The organism is Cetobacterium sp., assembly GCF_977044495.1.
On sequence record NZ_CDRRQU010000017.1, the window covers coordinates 1 to 18,127 of the forward strand.

The 18,127-nt window shown below is 29.1% G+C and carries 22 protein-coding genes; 16 read left to right on the forward strand and 6 right to left on the reverse strand.

Translation table 11 applies throughout. The features are described from left to right. A partial coding sequence (locus tag ACWI69_RS05640) for a tetratricopeptide repeat protein (RefSeq protein WP_448820872.1) occupies positions 1-1,483 on the reverse strand: 1,483 nt, incomplete at its 3' end. A 143-nt stretch (positions 1,484-1,626) separates the two neighbouring features. On the opposite strand from ACWI69_RS05640, the gene mutL reads away from it, so the two are divergent. From mutL to ACWI69_RS05680, 8 genes are all read left to right on the forward strand, one after another. Then, the gene (gene mutL, locus ACWI69_RS05645) at positions 1,627-3,492 is read left to right on the forward strand and encodes a DNA mismatch repair endonuclease MutL (RefSeq protein ID WP_448820873.1); all 1,866 of its coding nucleotides are present in this window, start codon (positions 1,627-1,629) and stop codon (positions 3,490-3,492) included. Next, positions 3,489-3,956: a 23S rRNA (pseudouridine(1915)-N(3))-methyltransferase RlmH gene (gene rlmH, locus ACWI69_RS05650; RefSeq protein ID WP_448820874.1), complete on the forward strand. Its 468-nt coding sequence runs from the start codon at positions 3,489-3,491 to the stop codon at positions 3,954-3,956. Before mutL ends, rlmH begins: the two co-directional genes overlap by 4 nt. A gap of 44 nt (positions 3,957-4,000) precedes the next feature. After that, positions 4,001-4,342: a hypothetical protein gene (locus ACWI69_RS05655; protein ID WP_448820875.1), complete on the forward strand. Its 342-nt coding sequence runs from the start codon at positions 4,001-4,003 to the stop codon at positions 4,340-4,342. After that, positions 4,342-4,710, forward strand: coding sequence for a DUF1934 family protein (locus ACWI69_RS05660; RefSeq protein WP_448820876.1), 369 nt, complete (start codon positions 4,342-4,344; stop codon positions 4,708-4,710). The genes ACWI69_RS05655 and ACWI69_RS05660 overlap by 1 nt, the downstream gene beginning before the upstream one ends. Positions 4,711-4,761: 51 nt before the next feature. Next, entirely contained in the window at positions 4,762-6,186 is a 1,425-nt protein-coding gene (locus tag ACWI69_RS05665; protein WP_448820877.1) for a tetratricopeptide repeat protein, read from the forward strand. A 21-nt stretch (positions 6,187-6,207) separates the two neighbouring features. Then, a complete protein-coding gene (gene lysS, locus ACWI69_RS05670; protein WP_448820878.1) occupies positions 6,208-7,686 on the forward strand; it encodes a lysine--tRNA ligase in 1,479 nt (492 codons plus the stop codon). A gap of 70 nt (positions 7,687-7,756) precedes the next feature. Continuing rightward, positions 7,757-8,098, forward strand: a complete 342-nt coding sequence (locus tag ACWI69_RS05675) for a CidA/LrgA family protein (RefSeq protein ID WP_448820879.1) — start codon at positions 7,757-7,759, stop codon at positions 8,096-8,098. Further along, positions 8,099-8,794, forward strand: coding sequence for an LrgB family protein (locus ACWI69_RS05680; protein ID WP_448820880.1), 696 nt, complete (start codon positions 8,099-8,101; stop codon positions 8,792-8,794). A gap of 275 nt (positions 8,795-9,069) precedes the next feature. Here the strand turns inward: ACWI69_RS05680 and ACWI69_RS05685 are convergent, their stop codons facing one another. From ACWI69_RS05685 to ACWI69_RS05705, 5 genes are all read right to left on the reverse strand, one after another. Beyond that, on the reverse strand, positions 9,070-9,312 hold the full coding sequence (locus tag ACWI69_RS05685) for a hypothetical protein (protein WP_448820881.1): 243 nt from the start codon (positions 9,310-9,312) through the stop codon (positions 9,070-9,072). A 70-nt stretch (positions 9,313-9,382) separates the two neighbouring features. Further along, positions 9,383-9,718, reverse strand: a complete 336-nt coding sequence (locus ACWI69_RS05690; RefSeq protein WP_448820882.1) for an STAS-like domain-containing protein — start codon at positions 9,716-9,718, stop codon at positions 9,383-9,385. Between the two features lie 18 nt (positions 9,719-9,736). Beyond that, positions 9,737-10,231: a toxin-antitoxin system YwqK family antitoxin gene (locus ACWI69_RS05695; RefSeq protein ID WP_448820883.1), complete on the reverse strand. Its 495-nt coding sequence runs from the start codon at positions 10,229-10,231 to the stop codon at positions 9,737-9,739. Positions 10,232-10,245: 14 nt separating this feature from the next. After that, positions 10,246-10,656, reverse strand: a complete 411-nt coding sequence (locus ACWI69_RS05700) for a SoxR reducing system RseC family protein (RefSeq protein WP_448820884.1) — start codon at positions 10,654-10,656, stop codon at positions 10,246-10,248. A gap of 120 nt (positions 10,657-10,776) precedes the next feature. Continuing rightward, the gene (locus ACWI69_RS05705) at positions 10,777-10,989 is read right to left on the reverse strand and encodes a hypothetical protein (RefSeq protein WP_448820885.1); all 213 of its coding nucleotides are present in this window, start codon (positions 10,987-10,989) and stop codon (positions 10,777-10,779) included. Positions 10,990-11,153: 164 nt separating this feature from the next. Here ACWI69_RS05705 and ACWI69_RS05710 point away from each other — a divergent pair, with 164 nt between their 5' ends. The 8 genes from ACWI69_RS05710 to ACWI69_RS05745 are packed head-to-tail and all read left to right on the forward strand — an operon-like array spanning position 11,154 to position 18,100. Beyond that, complete coding sequence (locus ACWI69_RS05710) at positions 11,154-11,948, forward strand: TIGR00282 family metallophosphoesterase (RefSeq protein ID WP_448820886.1); 795 nt, start codon at positions 11,154-11,156, stop codon at positions 11,946-11,948. A 10-nt stretch (positions 11,949-11,958) separates the two neighbouring features. Beyond that, the gene (gene prmA / locus ACWI69_RS05715) at positions 11,959-12,888 is read left to right on the forward strand and encodes a 50S ribosomal protein L11 methyltransferase (protein WP_448820887.1); all 930 of its coding nucleotides are present in this window, start codon (positions 11,959-11,961) and stop codon (positions 12,886-12,888) included. Positions 12,889-12,897: 9 nt separating this feature from the next. Then, positions 12,898-13,560, forward strand: coding sequence for a (d)CMP kinase (gene cmk / locus ACWI69_RS05720; protein WP_448820888.1), 663 nt, complete (start codon positions 12,898-12,900; stop codon positions 13,558-13,560). 54 nt (positions 13,561-13,614) lie between these two features. Further along, positions 13,615-14,793 carry a 3-deoxy-D-manno-octulosonic acid transferase gene (locus ACWI69_RS05725; RefSeq protein ID WP_448820889.1) on the forward strand — a complete coding sequence of 393 codons (1,179 nt, stop codon included), beginning with the start codon at positions 13,615-13,617 and terminating at the stop codon, positions 14,791-14,793. Continuing rightward, the gene (gene trmB / locus ACWI69_RS05730) at positions 14,790-15,491 is read left to right on the forward strand and encodes a tRNA (guanosine(46)-N7)-methyltransferase TrmB (RefSeq protein WP_448820890.1); all 702 of its coding nucleotides are present in this window, start codon (positions 14,790-14,792) and stop codon (positions 15,489-15,491) included. Before ACWI69_RS05725 ends, trmB begins: the two co-directional genes overlap by 4 nt. A gap of 25 nt (positions 15,492-15,516) precedes the next feature. Then, complete coding sequence (locus tag ACWI69_RS05735; RefSeq protein WP_448820891.1) at positions 15,517-16,797, forward strand: adenylosuccinate synthase; 1,281 nt, start codon at positions 15,517-15,519, stop codon at positions 16,795-16,797. Positions 16,798-16,846: 49 nt separating this feature from the next. Further along, positions 16,847-17,878 (forward strand): asparaginase, encoded by a 1,032-nt coding sequence (locus ACWI69_RS05740; RefSeq protein ID WP_448820892.1) that lies wholly within the window; start codon positions 16,847-16,849, stop codon positions 17,876-17,878. 9 nt (positions 17,879-17,887) lie between these two features. Next, positions 17,888-18,100 (forward strand): hypothetical protein, encoded by a 213-nt coding sequence (locus tag ACWI69_RS05745; protein ID WP_448820893.1) that lies wholly within the window; start codon positions 17,888-17,890, stop codon positions 18,098-18,100. Positions 18,101-18,127 lie beyond the last annotated feature (27 nt).

Here is an 18,127-nt window from a genome sequence, read left to right on the forward strand (position 1 = left end):
AAGACTGAGGCATCAAATATTTTTTTCTGGCATCTTGCACCTCTTCTCTATAGTATTTAGGATAGACATAATGCAATAAGTTTCTATATCTATAGAACTCTCTTTTAAAAGTACTAACTTTTTTAAAAGATTCTCTATAAAATCTACTCTCTATATAGCTATTCATTATAGTTATCTTGTCTTGGATAGTTTCTGTATCTAAATCAAAATTATTACTTTGAACAGCTAATTCTAATAGTTCTGGATTTTTTAACTTCCCTATTTGAGTCAATGCATCTTTTAGTACCTTCTCTTTATACGTATTCTTTATTTCAAAGTTTTCTATAGAGTTCATATAGTTTCTAACAACATAATTACTTGCAAAAAATATGTTATAATTTGCCAACTGCCATGAACTACTATCATTTTCTAAAAGTTTCGTATAGACCATATAATAAAGACCCATTTTAGGATTTTCCGGATATTTGTCTTTAAATTTATCATATAGTTCTATAAATCTCTTTTTATTTTTCAGTTTTATGTATGTATCTAATAATAATGAATCTATTCCTTCATTTTTTTGATTTATTTTTTCCAAAATTTCTTTAACTTTAGTATATTCCTCTAATTTATAGTATATTCGTCCAACTCGAAAATTCGCTCTATCCTTAAGTTTTATATCCTGTATTTTTTCATAATTATAAATTGCTCTTGAATAATCTTTATTTTGTTCATATGCTACCGCTCTTATAAATAGAAAATTAGATTCTCCTACCTGTGAGTCTTTTGTTAATTCTATAACTCTTTTATTTTTATCCAATTTTAACAAACTTTGTAGGTATATTATTTTTTGGTTTATTTTTTGCTCATTATAATTACCTAATTTATCTAAAATTTCAACCGTTTTATCAAACTCTTTTTTCTCATAAAAATAGTTTGACAAATCTAATAAATCTTGCTCATCTAGTTTCTCAATTAATTTAAAATTATTTTGATACTTTATTTCATAAAGATATCGATATTTTTCATTAGTTTTTTCTAAAATCTTTAGTGCTTTTTTTTCGTACACTTCTAGTTGAGGATCATAGTAATCCGTCACTAATCTTTTAAAATATTCAATAGCTTTATCCTTTTCATTCTTTAAAAGATATATCTCTCCAACATTGTAATCCCTTCTATACTGAAAATAATTTGTTTTTTTAAATTCTTGCTTCACATAGCTTTCCGGTACATACACAGCCCTACTAAAAAATAAAAGTGCCTCATCATATTTTTTCATATCCATATAATTTTTTGCAATATAGTACTTCGCATAGTTACTTGTCAGTGGGTAGGAATATGAAAAATTTTTTTGATAGATTTCATAATAAAATAAACTATTTTGATAATCTCCTTTTTTGTTAGCTTCTAACGCTTTATTAAAAAATATATAGTCATCAACATTATAGGAAAAACTTTTAATTCCAAATATTATTATAAATATAACTAGATGTAAATACCTCATTTTTTTCCCTCCGCTGTTTTTATATTTTTATTATATCATAATAATTTTTACTATAAAATTTATATTTTCTAAAAAAATAGTTGAAATTATTTTAAATCTGTATAATAATAAATAATGTTACAGTTTTTCTAGGAGGTGGTATTTTGGGAATTATTAAAATTTTAGACGAATCTTTATCAAATATGATAGCTGCTGGTGAAGTTGTCGAAAATCCTGCCAGCTTAATTAAAGAACTTTTAGAAAATTCATTGGACGCCGATAGTAAATACATAAAAATAGATGTCAAAAATGGTGGTAAAAATATAAAATTTACTGATGATGGTAAAGGAATGTCTCGTGAAGATTTACTTCTTTGTATCGAAAGACACGCCACTAGCAAAATATCATCTAAAGAAGACCTTTTTAACCTGAATACCTATGGTTTTAGAGGAGAAGCTCTTTCATCTATTGCTGCCGTTTCTAAAATGACTATCGCAACAAAGCGAAAAGACGATTCTTTTGGTCATTCAATCAATGTTATTGCCGGTAAAATAACTAATCTAAAAGAGCTTCAGAAAGGAACTGGTACAGAAATTGAAATAAACAATCTTTTTTTCAATACCCCAGCTAGATTAAAATTTTTAAGAAAAGACACTACTGAAAATACAAAAATTAAAGAGATTGTTTTACAAGAAGCATTAGCCAATCCTAATGTTTCAATAACACTTATTATTGATGCTAAAGAAACTATTAGAACTAGTGGTACTGGATTTGAAAATACAATTATTGAAATTTTTGGAATTTCAACACTTAAAAATTTAAAACAAGTCGAGTTTGGATATATTGGAAATCTTTCTCTGACAAGATCTACGAAAGATTTTATTTTTACTTTTGTTAACAATAGACCTGTAAAAGCTAAAATTATCGAAGAAGCCTTAATTGATGGCTACTACACTCATTTAATGAAAGGAAAATATCCTTTTGCTATAATCAATTTAAAAGTAGATCCAAAAACTATTGATGTTAATGTCCATCCTTCAAAAAAGATTATCAAATTTTCTGATGAAAATAAAATTTATCATGAAATTTATTCAATTATAGAATCTCAATTAAATTTTGATAAAAACTTTAATATGCCTACTTTTGAAGTAAAAAAAGATGATTTTAACTTTGAAAATATAAATATTTCCAAAGAAATAAAAAAACCTTTTGAAAATTTTGAAATTAATGATATAAAGAGAGAGCTTGAAATAAAAAAAGATGATTTTTTTGATTTTCCATTAGAAAATAAATTTACTCCAGCCAAAAGTGAATCACCAACACTTCAGCTTGATATTAGTGAGAAAATAAATTCTACAGATAAAACTATTGATAAAACTTCACTTAAAACTGATACAGCGGATACTTTCACCGAAAGTGAATCTACAGTCTTTTCCGACGAAATCGTTTATTTCGCAAATTCAAGGAATCATTTAAAGGTAATTGGACAATTCTCTAACTCTTTTATATTAGTTGAGGAAAATAATGAATTAATAATCTATGATCAGCACATTGTTCATGAAAGAATTCTCTACGAAAAATTAAAACAAGAATATGCTCAGCATAGAGTTGCATCACAAGCTTTACTAGTTCCTATAAAAGTCTCTCTAACACTGAAACAAGTCGAAGTTTTAAAGGAAAAACTAAACTTCTTTGAAGATTTTGGATTTGAGATTGATCAGTTTACCGACATGGATTTTTTAATTAGGTCTGTTCCTACTCTAGACAATAAAGATTCTTTTGAAAATATTTTTTTTGAAATTTTAGAAGGAATTAGCAAAACAAATTCTAAAAATGAAGTTATCGAAAGTATGATTATTTCAATGTCATGTAGAGGAGCTGTTAAAGCTAACGAAAAGTTAAGTATTCCTGAAATGGAAAAACTCATTTTGGAACTCCATAAAATTGGACGTTTCACTTGTCCACATGGAAGACCAATAACATTTAAAATAAGCTTATTGGATATGGAAAAAGGATTTAAAAGAAAATGAATATAAACATTATTTGTATTGGTAAAATCAAAGAAAAATATATTTTAGATGGAATTCAAGAGTTTACTAAAAGAATGCAGGCTTTCGGTAAATTAAAAATTTTTGAATTAAAAGAGGATGGTAACGACACCAATAGAAGTATATCTATAGAAAAAGAAGCGAAATCTATTCTTGAAACTCTCGAAAAAAATAAAGGTTTTAAGATTCTATTAGATATTCAGGGAAAAACTCTCTCTTCTGAAGAAATGGCTTTACAGATTGAAAAAATAGCTATCAATGGAAATAATACTATAAATTTCATTATTGGTGGCTCATATGGTGTTTCAGAGGATGTTAGAAAATCTGCCGATTTAAGATTAAGTTTTTCAAAAATGACTTTTCCGCACCAGTTGATGAGACTAATCTTAATTGAGCAAATTTATAGATGGTTTAGTATTATAAAAAATACTAAATATCACAAGTAATTTTTATTTTTAACTTTATTTTTATAAATTATTAGGAGGAAACAATGTATTCGCAAGGAGAAACTTTTTATCACAATATCGATGACGAGGAGTTTGAGCTAACAGTTTTAGAAAGCTTAATTATAAGGGACAAAGAATACCTTATAACTGAAGATTTTGATGGAACTAACTATATATTTTTATATGATGAGGATGAAGACGATTTAGTTCTTATTGATGATACCGCTGAAGTAAATGCTATCTTAGATTACTGGAAAGAGGAGTATTTAGGTGCAGATAATATCGGAGATTGGGATGACGACGAGTATTACGATCGTGAAGATTCCTATGATCAAGAAGACTATTATGATATGGGATATGACGACGACGAAAAGGACTACTACTAATGGCTAAAATTATTATAAATAGCATTGATTCTTTTGGAGAAGAAGTTTCTCAAAAAATGATTGCAAAAAAAACTATTGAAAACGACACCATTATTTTTACTTATGATAACAAATATGGTAAAGGCGAGATAAGAATATCTCCCCATTCTACTGAAATATTGAAGTTTGGAGAAACTCAAAGTAAACTTTTAATTAAGCCAAAACTTAAAACAAATTTTACTTATAAAACGCCCTACTTCAACAAAATTTTTACAATTTTATGTAAAAAATATGTTTATTCTGAAAATAAGTTGACAATTGCCTATATTATATATGATAACGATGTAGAGATAAACCAATTAGAGATTGAGATAATTGAAGTACAATAAACACTAAAATAGAGCAATCTCTTTGCTCTATTTTTTATTAAAGGAGGGTAAATGAAAAAAATACTTTTAATTTCTGCAACAGCTTTAATCTTTTTTAGTTGTACTAATCTTCAAACACAATTTCCTACACAAACTAAAGCTGTTGTTCCCAGTATTAAAAATCCAGTTTTGCAACAAGATAACTTTTTTCTTAATGAGTCTGGTGTAGCTTATCTATACGACCTAATACAAAGAGATTCGTCAACTAATACCATACGTGAGTATCTTCCATCTCAAATAATGGTTCCTATGGAAGTCTACGTAGGTGAAAATTTAATTATTAACAATATTGATGCCGACAGAGTTAAGCTAATCTCTTCCCCAATAAAAAGTGATTTTATATTTACCATCAATGGAAATGCTTTGAATTTTAACAGTCTTTATCAAGGTGAATATATTGCTGAACTTTATAAAGGATTCACATATATTGGTACTGTTAAGATAAAAAATAAACTGAAATATAATTTTACTGAGAAAGATAATTATGATATAATTTTAAACAGCTACAATAATCAAAATTTAGATTTATTGGTAAAAAGTGCCCAGCTTTATCTAATTGCCTTTCCAACGAACAGTAAGCAAAAAGATGTGGCTTTCATGGTGCTTGATTTAAGTTCTGCAAATAATAATCAACTTTTAATCAATAAAGAGATTCGATATTTAAAAGAAAATTTTTCTCTTAATGAAGAAGAAAAAATAAAACTTCTTTCCTTTGAAGAAAAATCTAGTGGTGGAAATTTTATCGTCAATAACTATTATTTAGATTATAATAGAAATAATTTAAAATTAAATACTGAAATAATGAGGGTTATTCAGCGTAAAAATACTGCTAATATGGATGAGTTACAATTTTTGGAAAATTTTTATAGTGACTCTCAAAGTATAGAGTTGGCTTTATTAATTGGAAATTTATACATGCAGCAGGGAGATAATGACAAAGGAAATTACTATCTAAGTTTAGTTAGCTCAAGCTCTAACTTGAACCAAAACTTTCCTAATTTAAGTACTCCTGTGTCGGAAAACTCTATTTCACCTTCGGATAACATAATAGAAAACGAAGTGGCTACTGATGTTGTATCGCCTTCGGATTCCTCTAAAAATCTTATAAATGGAATAGATGCTCTTAATCGAAAAAGTTATAGTGAAGCTTTAATATTCTTCAATAAAATTGAAAGCAGTTCAACAAATATCTCTGAAGTTAACTTCTATCGTGGCAAAACATATTTTTCAATGAATAACTTTGATAAAGCCCTGATTGATTTTAATAAAATTACAGTTCCTGATGAAAATACATCTGAACTGTACTATTACCTAGGAGTTATCTATCATAAAAAGGGAGATATTGAAAAAGCAAAAGATTACTTAAGAAAATCTAGAGAAAATAATCCAAGTAGCACTTGGGGCAGAAAAAGTAGCATATACTTATTGAAACTATAAATTAAAAAAGGGAGAAAAACTATGGAAAAATACTTTGACAGAGTTGGAAAAGAACGTCTTGTTATGGAGCAATGGGAAAAAATAAAAGAGATTGAAGCACTTGGAGTTTACCCATTTGGAAAAAAATATGATAAAATTCATATGATTGGAGAGCTTTTAACATCATCTCCTGAAGTGGAAATAACTTTTAAAACAGCAGGAAGAATCATGGGATTCAGAGAACAGGGTAAAGCTGTATTTGCTCATATCGAAGACCAAACTGGTAAAATCCAAGTTTATATTAGACAAGACCAAATTGGAACAGAGGCTTTTGAAATAGTTAAAAAGTTAGGTGTTGGTGATATTATTGGTGTTGAGGGGACTCTATTTATAACTCAAAAAGGTGAATTAACTTTAAGAGTTTCTAAAGTTGACTTACTATCTAAAAATGTTAGAGCACTTCCTGAAAAGTTCCACGGTCTTACAGACGTCGAAACTAGATATAGAAAAAGATATTTAGATCTTATTATGAATAGAGACGTTAAAGAAACTTTCATAAAAAGAGTTAAAATCATAAATGGTATCAGAGAATTTTTAAATAAAAAAGGATTTTTAGAGGTTGAAACACCGATGATGCATCCAATTGTTGGTGGAGCCGCTGCAAGACCATTTATTACTCATCATAACGCTTTAGATATGGAATTATATTTAAGAATTGCTCCTGAGCTTTATTTAAAAAGATTGATAATCGGTGGATTTGATAAGGTCTATGAAATCAATAGAAACTTTAGAAATGAAGGGATTTCTACTAGACATAATCCAGAATTTACAATGATGGAACTATACCAAGCCTACGCTGACTATAATGATATGATGGACTTGACAGAAAGTTTATTTCAATACCTTGCAACAGAAGTTTTAGGTACAACTAAAATAGAGTACAATGGAAAAGAAATTGATCTTGGACAATTCCATAGAATCCATATGGTAGATATGATAAAAGATATTACAGGTGCTGATTTCTGGCAAACCTTAACAGTTGAAGAAGCCAAGGCTTTAGCTAAACAACATCATGTTGAAATTGCTGATCATATGACAACAGTTGGACATATTATCAATGAATTTTTTGAACAAAAGTGTGAAGAACACATAGTTCAACCAACATTTATCTATGGACACCCTGTTGAGATATCTCCTCTGGCAAAAAGGAATTCAGATGATTCAAGATTTACAGACAGATTTGAATTATTTATTGACGCCAGAGAATACGCAAATGCTTTCTCAGAATTGAATGATCCTGCTGACCAAAGAGGAAGATTTGAAGCTCAGGTCGAAGAAGCTATGTTAGGAAATGACGAAGCTACTGCTATTATTGATGATGACTATATTGAAGCTCTAGAATACGCCTTACCTCCTACTGGTGGATTAGGAATTGGTATTGATAGAGCTATAATGTTATTGACTGGCTCGCCATCAATCAGAGATGTTGTACTTTTCCCTCAGATGAAAAGAAGAGACTAATTTTAATATTAGAGGTGTTCCCTAGGGGCACCTCTTTAATCTTTTACACAATAATACTGGAGGTTTTATTTTGTTATACGAATTTCTTATTATTCTAAGCATTAACTATTTAGGAGTTCTTTTAGAAAAGCTTTTTCATCTTCCAACTCCTGGAACTGTTAATGGCTTAATCCTTTTATTTATTTTTCTCTCTTTAAAAATAATAAAATTGAACACTATCAAAAATGTAGGTGAATTTTTTATTTTAAATATGATTGTTACTTTTATTCCACCTAGTGTAAAACTTTTAGATGTTATTGATATATTAAAAACTGACTTTTTTAAGTTAATTTTTTTACTTGTATTAACAACTTTAATTACCATGGTTGTTACTGCTCTATCTGTGGATTTTATGATGAGGGGGAAAAAATAGATGAAAGAACTTTTATTTGATAATGTTTTTTTTGGAATTTTTATTAGCTTACTTGCTTTTAAACTAGGCAAAGATATTTTTAATAAGTTCAAATTACCTTTTTTAAATCCTATCTTTGTAGCTCTTATTCTTATATTTGCATTTATGGAAATTTTTAATATTCCCACAGCCTACTATAGTAAGGGAGGAGATATATTAGGTTTTTTTATAGCACCTGCTACAGTATGCTTAGCTATCCCTTTATATAAAGAATTAGAAACTTTAAAAAAACACTATAAAGTTATTTTTATTGGAGCTTTAATTGGATCTATTACAGCTATTTTATCTGTTATCTTTCTAGGAAAATTACTGGCTATTCAAGATATTATACTCCTATCATTTGTCCCAAAATCTATAACAACTCCAATCGGAATTGAAGTGAGTAAACTTCTTGGTGGAATTCCCGCTATAACAGTTTTTGCTATAATGGTTACTGGTATTACTGGAAATATTTTTGCTCCATTTATGTTAAAACTTTTTAAAATCGAAAATGCTATTGCTAAAGGTCTTGGAATTGGTATATCTAGTCATGCAGTTGGCACAAGCAAAGCTCTTGAAATGGGGGAAGTTGAAGGAGCTATGAGTGCACTATCTATAGTTATCGCTGGTATCATAACAATTTTTATTGCGCCACTACTTTTAAACTTTCTTAAATAGAAAAATCTAAATAGAATCTAAAAAACCCTCCTGGGGGGGAGGGTTTTTTCATAACACGGGGGAGTGTTAAAAATAAAAAAGATTAAAATAGATTTTTGGGGGGTATATAGATCTATTCAATCAAATTCGGTCTTGCTATTAGTATATAATAAGTACACTTTTCTGTCAAGTTTTTTTTTGGTACATTTATCTTTTATAATTTGTTCCAATTTAAACAAAAAATATTAATTTTTATTACAAAATAAAAGGAGCAGACAAAGTCTACTCCTAATATCCTATACTAATCCCTTTTTTATCATAGCAAGAGCATATTGATGTGCATCTACTGTTGCACTAGCATAAGCAAATTTTGTCTCTCCTTCGAAAAAACCGTTTAACAAGACTTGTTGTTGCTCATCTATATTCATTGTCAACCTCTCAACAGTTAACTTTCCTTCTCTATACTCCTCTAATAATGCATTATAAACCGCATCAAAAGTGCTATCATAAATTTCGTTTTGTATTTCTTCAAAAAACATATTCTTACACCCCTTTTTGGTATAGTTTCTACTCTTCAATGTTAACATTTTTTATTAATTTTGTCAACAATTATCCAATATAAGCTATCTCAAAATTTTGATGTACACCTAAGAACTTTGATCTCAACTCTTTATAGTTCTCCTTTAAATATGCCATCTGTTTAAATAATCCTTGAGAACCATTTTTTATTGTTAACTTATTTTTTAAATCTCTTCCATACTCATTCCACAAATTAGTGAAAAGTACAAATAAAAATACCAGTGTTGTTGCTTGAATTCCTGCAAAATCCAATACAACTTCCTCTTCTTTTTTCAAAATTTCTTTTAGTTTATCACAAAAGATTTTAGCTTTATCTGGGGTTACTAGCATTGAACTATTAAAATATTTTCTCAATTTTATTTTCATAAAGTTATTTCTCCCAATTTAATTTGTTTGATCAAAATGATCTGCATTTAAAGTATAATCTTTTTTTCCTACTAATTTTCCACTTTTGCTATAGTAATTCCAAATTCCTACTGCTTGACCGTTATAGAATTTACCAATTATATGTGGTTTTCCATTATCATGAAACAACTTAAATAAACCATGATCTTTTCCTTTTAAATAATAAGTCTGAAATGTTTTATACCCATTTTCATCATATAAAACATATTTTCCATTTAATTCTCCATCTTTCCAGTTTTCTATAGATTTGATTTTTCCATTAGTATAAAAAGATAACCACTTCCCTTCCGGTATTCCATTCTTATAAAACTCTCTATCTTTTTGAAATGTTACCATCCCTGTCAAAGGACTTCCGGTAGTTTTGACGAAAATTTTTCCATTTTTGTTTAAAATTTTAGAGTAATCCACTTGTAAATAATCTCCAAACACTAATTGAGATATTAAATAAAAAACTACTGATATTTTTTTTAACATATGTTATTCCCTCGCTATCTCTTTTCTACGCCTATTACTTTTACAGATTTTTCCATTTTATTTTTTACAATGAACTTATCATAAAAAAATATCCCTATAAAAGTTAAAACTAATCCACCAAAACTTGCTCCTATAGAGCCTCCTTCTGATAATCCCATATTAGAAGCTATAAAATAAGTTAAAAGTATAGATATTAATGGTAGAATATAAACTATTATTGCAGCTTTAAAAACCTGATTGTCCTCCATTTCAAAAGTTATAATATCCCCAAGTTTAATGTTATTCATATCAGATATAAATGTAAAATCATTTACTATTTTACTACTATCACTACATTTATTACAATGTGAGCAAGCACTTTCTTTATACATTGATACTGTAATCCTATTTTTTTCTATTTTTTTCACTAACCCACTGCTTTTCATTCTTACCTCTCATTAAAATAGTTATAATAAAATTATAACATATTTTTTTCTAGAAATTAAAATAAATTTAAACAAAAAAAGTATAGGAAATTCCTATACTCATTCAATTTTAACTATATATTATAATTTGTCATGTAATGTTCCACCAACAGCACACTTACATCCCATTCCTACCTCTACACATCCACTTGGGTCAGCATAAACTACATCCCATCCATCATCCTCATCGTCACCATATCCAACTTCACCTATGAACATTAATTCAAGACCTTTTGCCTTCAACTCCTCTTCACTTTGTCCTATTTTTTTTAAAAATTCTTCTTTAGTTAACATATGCGTCACTCCCAGCTTATTCGTTATTTGTCTCAATAATACACCATTTTTGTCTAGATGTCAATTTTCAAATTGTTTTTTTAAAACTATTTTTTAAGTTTTAATTTTTAGTAAAAAATGTTATAATATTTTTTGGTAATACAAATATAGAAATGAGGTAAATAATGAAAGTTTTAGTTGTAGGTGATGTGGTTGGAAGTCCAGGGAGAAAAACTCTGAAAGCATACCTTGATAAATATAAAAATAACTACGATTTTATTATCGTTAATGGAGAAAATGCTGCTGCTGGATTTGGAATCACTGCAAAACTTTGTGATGAGATTTTAGATTGGGGAGTTAATGTTATAACAAGTGGAAACCATATTTGGGATAAAAAAGAAATTTATGATTATCTAGATAAATCTAATAAAGTATTACGTCCACAGAATTATCCCAGTGGTGTTCCAGGAACTGGCTATACAATTTTAAAAGATAAAAAAGGTAATAAAATAGCTGTAATCTCTCTTCAAGGAAGAGTTTTTATGCCTCCCATTGATTGTCCATTTACAGTGGCAAATACATTGGTAGGAGAAATTAGAAAAGAATGTAAGCACATCATTATAGATTTTCATGCTGAAGCTACGTCAGAAAAGTTAGCTTTGGCAAACTATTTAGATGGAAAAGTTTCTGTAGTCTATGGAACTCACACCCATGTACAAACTACTGATAATAAAATACTTCTTGAGGGTACTGGCTATATCAGTGATGTCGGGATGACTGGTTCAGATAATGGTATCATTGGTATGAATAAAGAGTCTATTATTCCTAAATTTTTAACCGCTCTACCACAAAAATTTGAAATTGCAGAAGGAAAAGAAAGAATAAATGGTCTGGATATTGAGTTGGATGATGAAACTGGTGAGTGTACAAAGATAGAAAGAATCAACCTTTCTCTTATTGAGTTAGGAATATTTAATTAGGAAGGTTTTTATGAAAGTTGTTGAAATAAAAGTTATATTTGATAGTGACAGTATCAATGAGACACAAAAAGAAATTTGTGATATATTTTATAGTTTTGGAGCTACTGGTTTAAAAATTGACGAACCTTTAAAAACAAAAAATCCCCTAGATTTTTATAGAGATGAAAAACAATTTTTGATGATTGACTATGCTGTTTCAGCATATTTTCCTATGAATATCTATTCTCAAAGAAGAAATGATTTAATAAAAAATGCCTTTGAAGAGAAATTTAGTGGTAGAGATGATGTTATTTTTACAATTGATTTTTATGAGTATGATGAGGAAGATTATCAAAATAGTTGGAAGAAATATCTATACCCTGAAAAGGTAAGTGATAAATTTGTTGTTAAACCAACTTGGAGAGAATATAAACCTGAGGAGAATGAATTAGTTATTGAGCTTGATCCTGGAAGGGCTTTTGGAACTGGTTCTCACCCTACTACATCTCTTTGTCTAAAAATAATGGAAGAAAATATAAAGCCTGGTAACTCTGTTATTGACGTTGGTACTGGTTCAGGTATCTTGATGATTGCTGCTGAAAAACTAGGAGCCACTGACATTTATGGTACTGATATAGACGAATTAGCTGTTGAAGCTACAAAAGAAAACCTCGAATTAAATAGTATATCATCTGATATCGCTAAAGTTTATTTAGGAGACTTAATATCCGTTGTTAAAGATAAACAATTTGATGTTGTAGTTGCTAATATTCTAGCAGATATTATTCTTCTACTTTTGAGAGATATTTTTAAAGTTGTTAAAAAAGATGGATTAATTATTTTTTCAGGTATCATAGAAGACAAACTTCCTGAAATTATTAAACAGGTAGAAGAAAAAGGACTTAAAATACTAGAAATAAAAAAAGATAAAGAGTGGAGAGCTCTTCTTATTAAAGCCTAGGAGGATTGAATGAAAAACTATATTATTGCTTTAGACGGTCCAGCTGGAAGCGGAAAAAGCACTATTGCTAAAATTATAGCTAAAAACTTTAATCTAACATATCTTGATACTGGGGCTATGTACAGGATGGTAGCTCTTTATATACTTGAAAATAATATTGATTTTAATAATGTGACCGCTGTGGAGAAAATATTAGATAGCATTCAAGTCGATATCGTTGATAATAAGTTTATTTTAAACGGAAAAGATGTTTCTCTAGAAATAAGAACACCTGAAGTCACAAAGATTGTTTCTCCTGTATCCGCTATCAAAGCTGTAAGAGTTAAACTAGTAGATTTACAAAGAAAAATAAGTAAAGGAAAAAAGGTCATCTTAGATGGTAGAGATATTGGAACAGTTGTTTTTCCAAATGCTGATTTGAAAATATTTTTAATTGCTTCTCCTGAAGAAAGAGCTAAAAGAAGAGTTAAGGATTATGCATCAAAAGGAATAAGCGAAAATTTTGAAACTGTTTTGAAGGATATTATAGAACGGGATCATAGTGACTCTACCAGAGAAGAGAGTCCTCTAAAAAAAGCCGAAGACGCAATTGAAGTGGATACTAGCTCACTTAATATTGCTGAAAGTGTCCAAGTTATATCTAATTTAATTAAAGAAAAAATTGGAGGATAAAGTATGCTCTACAACCTTTTGAGAGGATTTTTCTATCCTTTCCTCTTTATTTTTTTGCTTTTTAATCCTAAAAAATTAAAGTTTGTTACTCAAAGACTATTTCAAGATATATCAGTTCTTAAAAAAAATGAAACATATATTTGGATTCATTGTTCATCTGTAGGTGAGATTAACCTTATAGATGCCTTAGTAAAAAAATTAAAAAATACTTTTAATCAAAATATCTTAATTACAGTTTTTACTGATACTGGTTATGAAACAGCTATAAATAAGTACTTTAAAGATGAAAAAATATCAATATTAAAATTTCCATTAGATGATATTTTCATACTTAAAAAAATATTTAATTATATCAATGTTTCTAAAATAATTTTAATCGAGACTGAAATTTGGCCTAATCTTATAAATTTAGGTTCAAAACACTCAAAAATATTTATCGTCAACGGTAGAATTTCAAATAAAAGTTTTCCTCGATACAAAAAAATATCTTGGATTTTAAGTCCACTTTTTTCTAAAATCACTGGATTTTTTATGCAATCCCAAGAAGATAAAGACAGAATAATTCTTTTAGGAGCCAATGAAAATAAGGTTTTTATTACTGGAAATTTAAAATTTGATATCTCTTTTGAAGCATTTTCCTGTGAAGAGATATCAAATTTAAAAAAGTTTATAAAATTTAATAAAAGAAAAATTTTTGTCGCTGGTAGTACTAGAGAAGGGGAAGAAGCTATACTCGTAGATGTCTTTAAAAATCTTAAAAACACACTTCTTGTTATTGTGCCTCGACATTTAGAACGAATTGAAGAGGTTGAAAATCTATTGAAGAGTTCAAACTTAACATACCAAAAATTAACTGACTTAGAGCTAAATCCATCTTTAGAAAATTTCCAAGTTCTTATCGTTGATAAAATGGGAGTTTTAAGAAAATTTTATTCTATTGCAGATATTGTATTTGTTGGTGGAACATTGGTTAATATCGGAGGACATAGCTTATTGGAACCATTATTTTATGGAAAACCCCCTATTTTTGGACCATACTTACAAAATGTTAAAGATATATCTAAAGAGATACTAAAACTCAATCTTGGGTATAAAATTAATAATAAAAATGATTTTTTAAACACTATTAAACTCTTAGAAACAACCCCTGTCTCTAAGAATAAAATAAAAGAATTTTTCAAAGATAATCAAAATGCTACTGAAAAAACGATTAAATTTATGGAGGACAAATGAAAAAACGATTAGAAGACACTCTATGGAAGCACTTCTTTACAAATCCTAGAACTAATTATAATCCCTATATGGTTAAATTAGTAGAGTACCCTAATCACATTATCTATGATAGTGAAATTATGGATTCTTATAGAGGAAACTGGAGTCAGAAGGCTTTTGCAAACAATAATCCTGTCTACCTCGAAATAGGATCTGGAAGCGGAAACTTTGCAGTTGGAATGGCCGCTAAGTATCCCGAAAGAAATCACTTGGCTCTTGAAATCAGATTTAAAAGACTAGTCTTATCTGCCACTAAAGCAGTTAAAAAAGACCTTAATAATGTTATTTTTTTAAGACGACGTGGTGAAGATATCACAAAATTTATAGGCAATGAAGAGATTGAGGGACTTTATATCAACTTTCCTGACCCTTGGGAAGGAAATGAAAAAAATAGAATCCTTCAACCTAAACTTTTTGAGCTTCTTGATGTCATAATGAAAGTTGGAGGAGTTTTATTCTTTAAAACAGATCACGACCAATACTATGCAGATGTCCTGGAATTCACTAAAGATTTAAAAAACTATAAAGTAATCTATCATACACCTGATTTACATAATAGTCCTAAAGTTACTGATAATATCAGAACAGAATTTGAAGATTTATTTATATGCAAACATAATAAAAACATCAACTATATTGAAATAAAAAAAATCAAATAACGAAATAACACATGGAGGTATTTAAATGGCAGGATATGTTGTAGTTGGAACTCAATGGGGAGACGAAGGAAAAGGAAAGATAATCGACGTTCTTGGAGATAGAGCTGATTACGTTGTTAGATTTCAAGGTGGAAATAATGCTGGGCACACAGTTGTTGTCAATGGAGAAAAGTTTATACTTCACCTATTACCGTCTGGTATGTTACATGGTCAAGGTAAATGTATCATTGGACCGGGTGTTGTTATTGACCCTAAAGTTCTTTTGAAAGAACTTGATACATTGGAAGCTAAAGGAGCTAAGGTAGATCACCTATTTATAAGTGATAGAGCTCACCTTATTATGCCGTATCATATTCAACTAGATATTTTAAAAGAGGAAAGAAGTGGAGATAACAAAATTGGAACTACAAAAAGAGGAATTGGACCTTGTTATTCCGATAAATTCTCAAGAATTGGAATTAGAGCTGTCGAATTATTAGATATGGAACTATTTGCTAAAAAATTAAAAATAAATCTAGAGGAAAAAAATGAGCTTTTTACTAAAATCTATAATGCTCCTACTATGAAATTTGAGGATATTTTAGAAGAGTATAAAGGATATGCTGAAAGATTAAAACATAGAATTATAGATGCCACTCCTGAAATTAACAAAGCTTTAGACGAGGATAAATTTGTTCTATTTGAGGGAGCACAAGCTATGATGCTTGATATTAACTACGGAACATATCCATACGTTACTTCCTCATCTCCGACAAGCGGAGGAGTTACAACTGGTGTTGGAATCTCTCCTAGAAAAATAGATAGAATAATCGGAGTTATGAAAGCCTATACTACTAGAGTTGGAGAGGGACCTTTTGTTACTGAGTTAAATAACGATTTAGGAGAAAAAATTAGACAGATTGGTGGAGAATTTGGAGCTACAACAGGAAGACCTAGAAGATGTGGATGGTTAGACCTTGTTGTTGGTAAATATGCTACTGATATCAATGGTTTAACTGATGTTGTAATAACAAAAATTGACGTATTAAGTGGATTAGACACTCTTAAAATTTGTACTGGATATGAAATTGATGGAAAAATTTACACAACTGTACCTGCTGCCACAGAAAAATTAGCTTATGCTAAACCTATCTACGAAGAACTCCCTGGATGGACAGAGGACATATCTAATATGAAAAACTATGATGAATTACCTGAAAATTGTAAAAAATATCTTGCTAGAATTGAAGAATACCTAGGTTGTCAAATAACTGTTGTATCTGTTGGTCCTGATAGAAGTCAAAATATATTCTTAAAAGATATATAAAGAATTAATCCCCTACCAAACTAGGGGATTAAATTTTAGGAGGGATTAAATGTTAGAAAAAATTCTTATCATCAATACTGGTGGAACTATTGCTATGGTTAATAGTGACGAAAACAATCCTAATAGCCCTTTAAGACCCGCTAAAACTTGGTTTGAGGTAGCTAAAAATCATCCTATTTTGGAGAGATTTCCGGCTGATTATTGTCAAATTTCAACATTGATTGATTCTTCAGATATGAATCCTGAAATTTGGATTGATATTGTTAAAATCATAGAAAAAAATTACTATAAGTATAGAGGATTTGTTATTTTACATGGAACAGATACCATGGCTTTTACAGCTTCAGCTCTATCTTTTATGCTTAAAAATCTCGATAAACCTGTAGTTTTAACCGGTTCCCAAGTTCCATTAGTCACTCCTAGAAGTGACGCTCTTCAAAACCTAATCACATCAATTCAAATTGCAGGAAACAGAATATACGGTGTTAAAAATATTCCAGAAGTCACTATCTGTTTCAGAGATGAACTACTGAGAGGAAATCGTGCTAGAAAAATTGATGCTACAAACTATTTTGGATTTGCTTCTCCAAATTATCAAGCTCTCGGTGAAATTGGTTGTGAAATTAAAATTCATGATAGAAAAGTTTTAGAGATGCCTAAAGAGGAATTCTATATAGATTCCTCCATCAATACCAATGTACTTGTAATCGAAATTTTTCCTGGTATGAATCCACAATATATAAAAACACTTGTGGAGTCTCACTGTGAAATTAAAGGGGTAATTTTAAAAACTTATGGAAATGGTAATGCCCCAACTTCCAATAGTTTCATTACAGCTTTAAAATCTATAATTGATTCAGGGGTTGTTGTTGTCAACATAACTCAATGTGCCACAGGTGCTGTAAAAATGGGGTTATATGAAGCGAGTAGTGAATTAAAAAATATCGGTGTTATCAGTGGTAGAGATATGACACCTGAAGCAGCAATTACGAAACTAATGTATTTATTAGGTAAAAATCTCTCTCCTCAAGATATTAAATTTTTTATGGAATCCAATCTGTGTGGTGAAATAACTGTTTGAAGGAGTGTTATGAGCAAAAATCTTTGGAAAAATAATAAAAATGGTAAATTTTATGAAGTTTTAAACTATAATGTATTAAACTGTACTAATGAACAAGATGGACAAACTATGTATCTATATAGAGTCTTTTCTGAAGAAGTCTTAGATCCAGAAGGAAATGAAAGACTTTTTGTTAGAGCTGAAGATGAATTTAAAACTAAGTTTACAAAATATGATTTATAATAACCCCACGTATAAAAAGGGAGAACA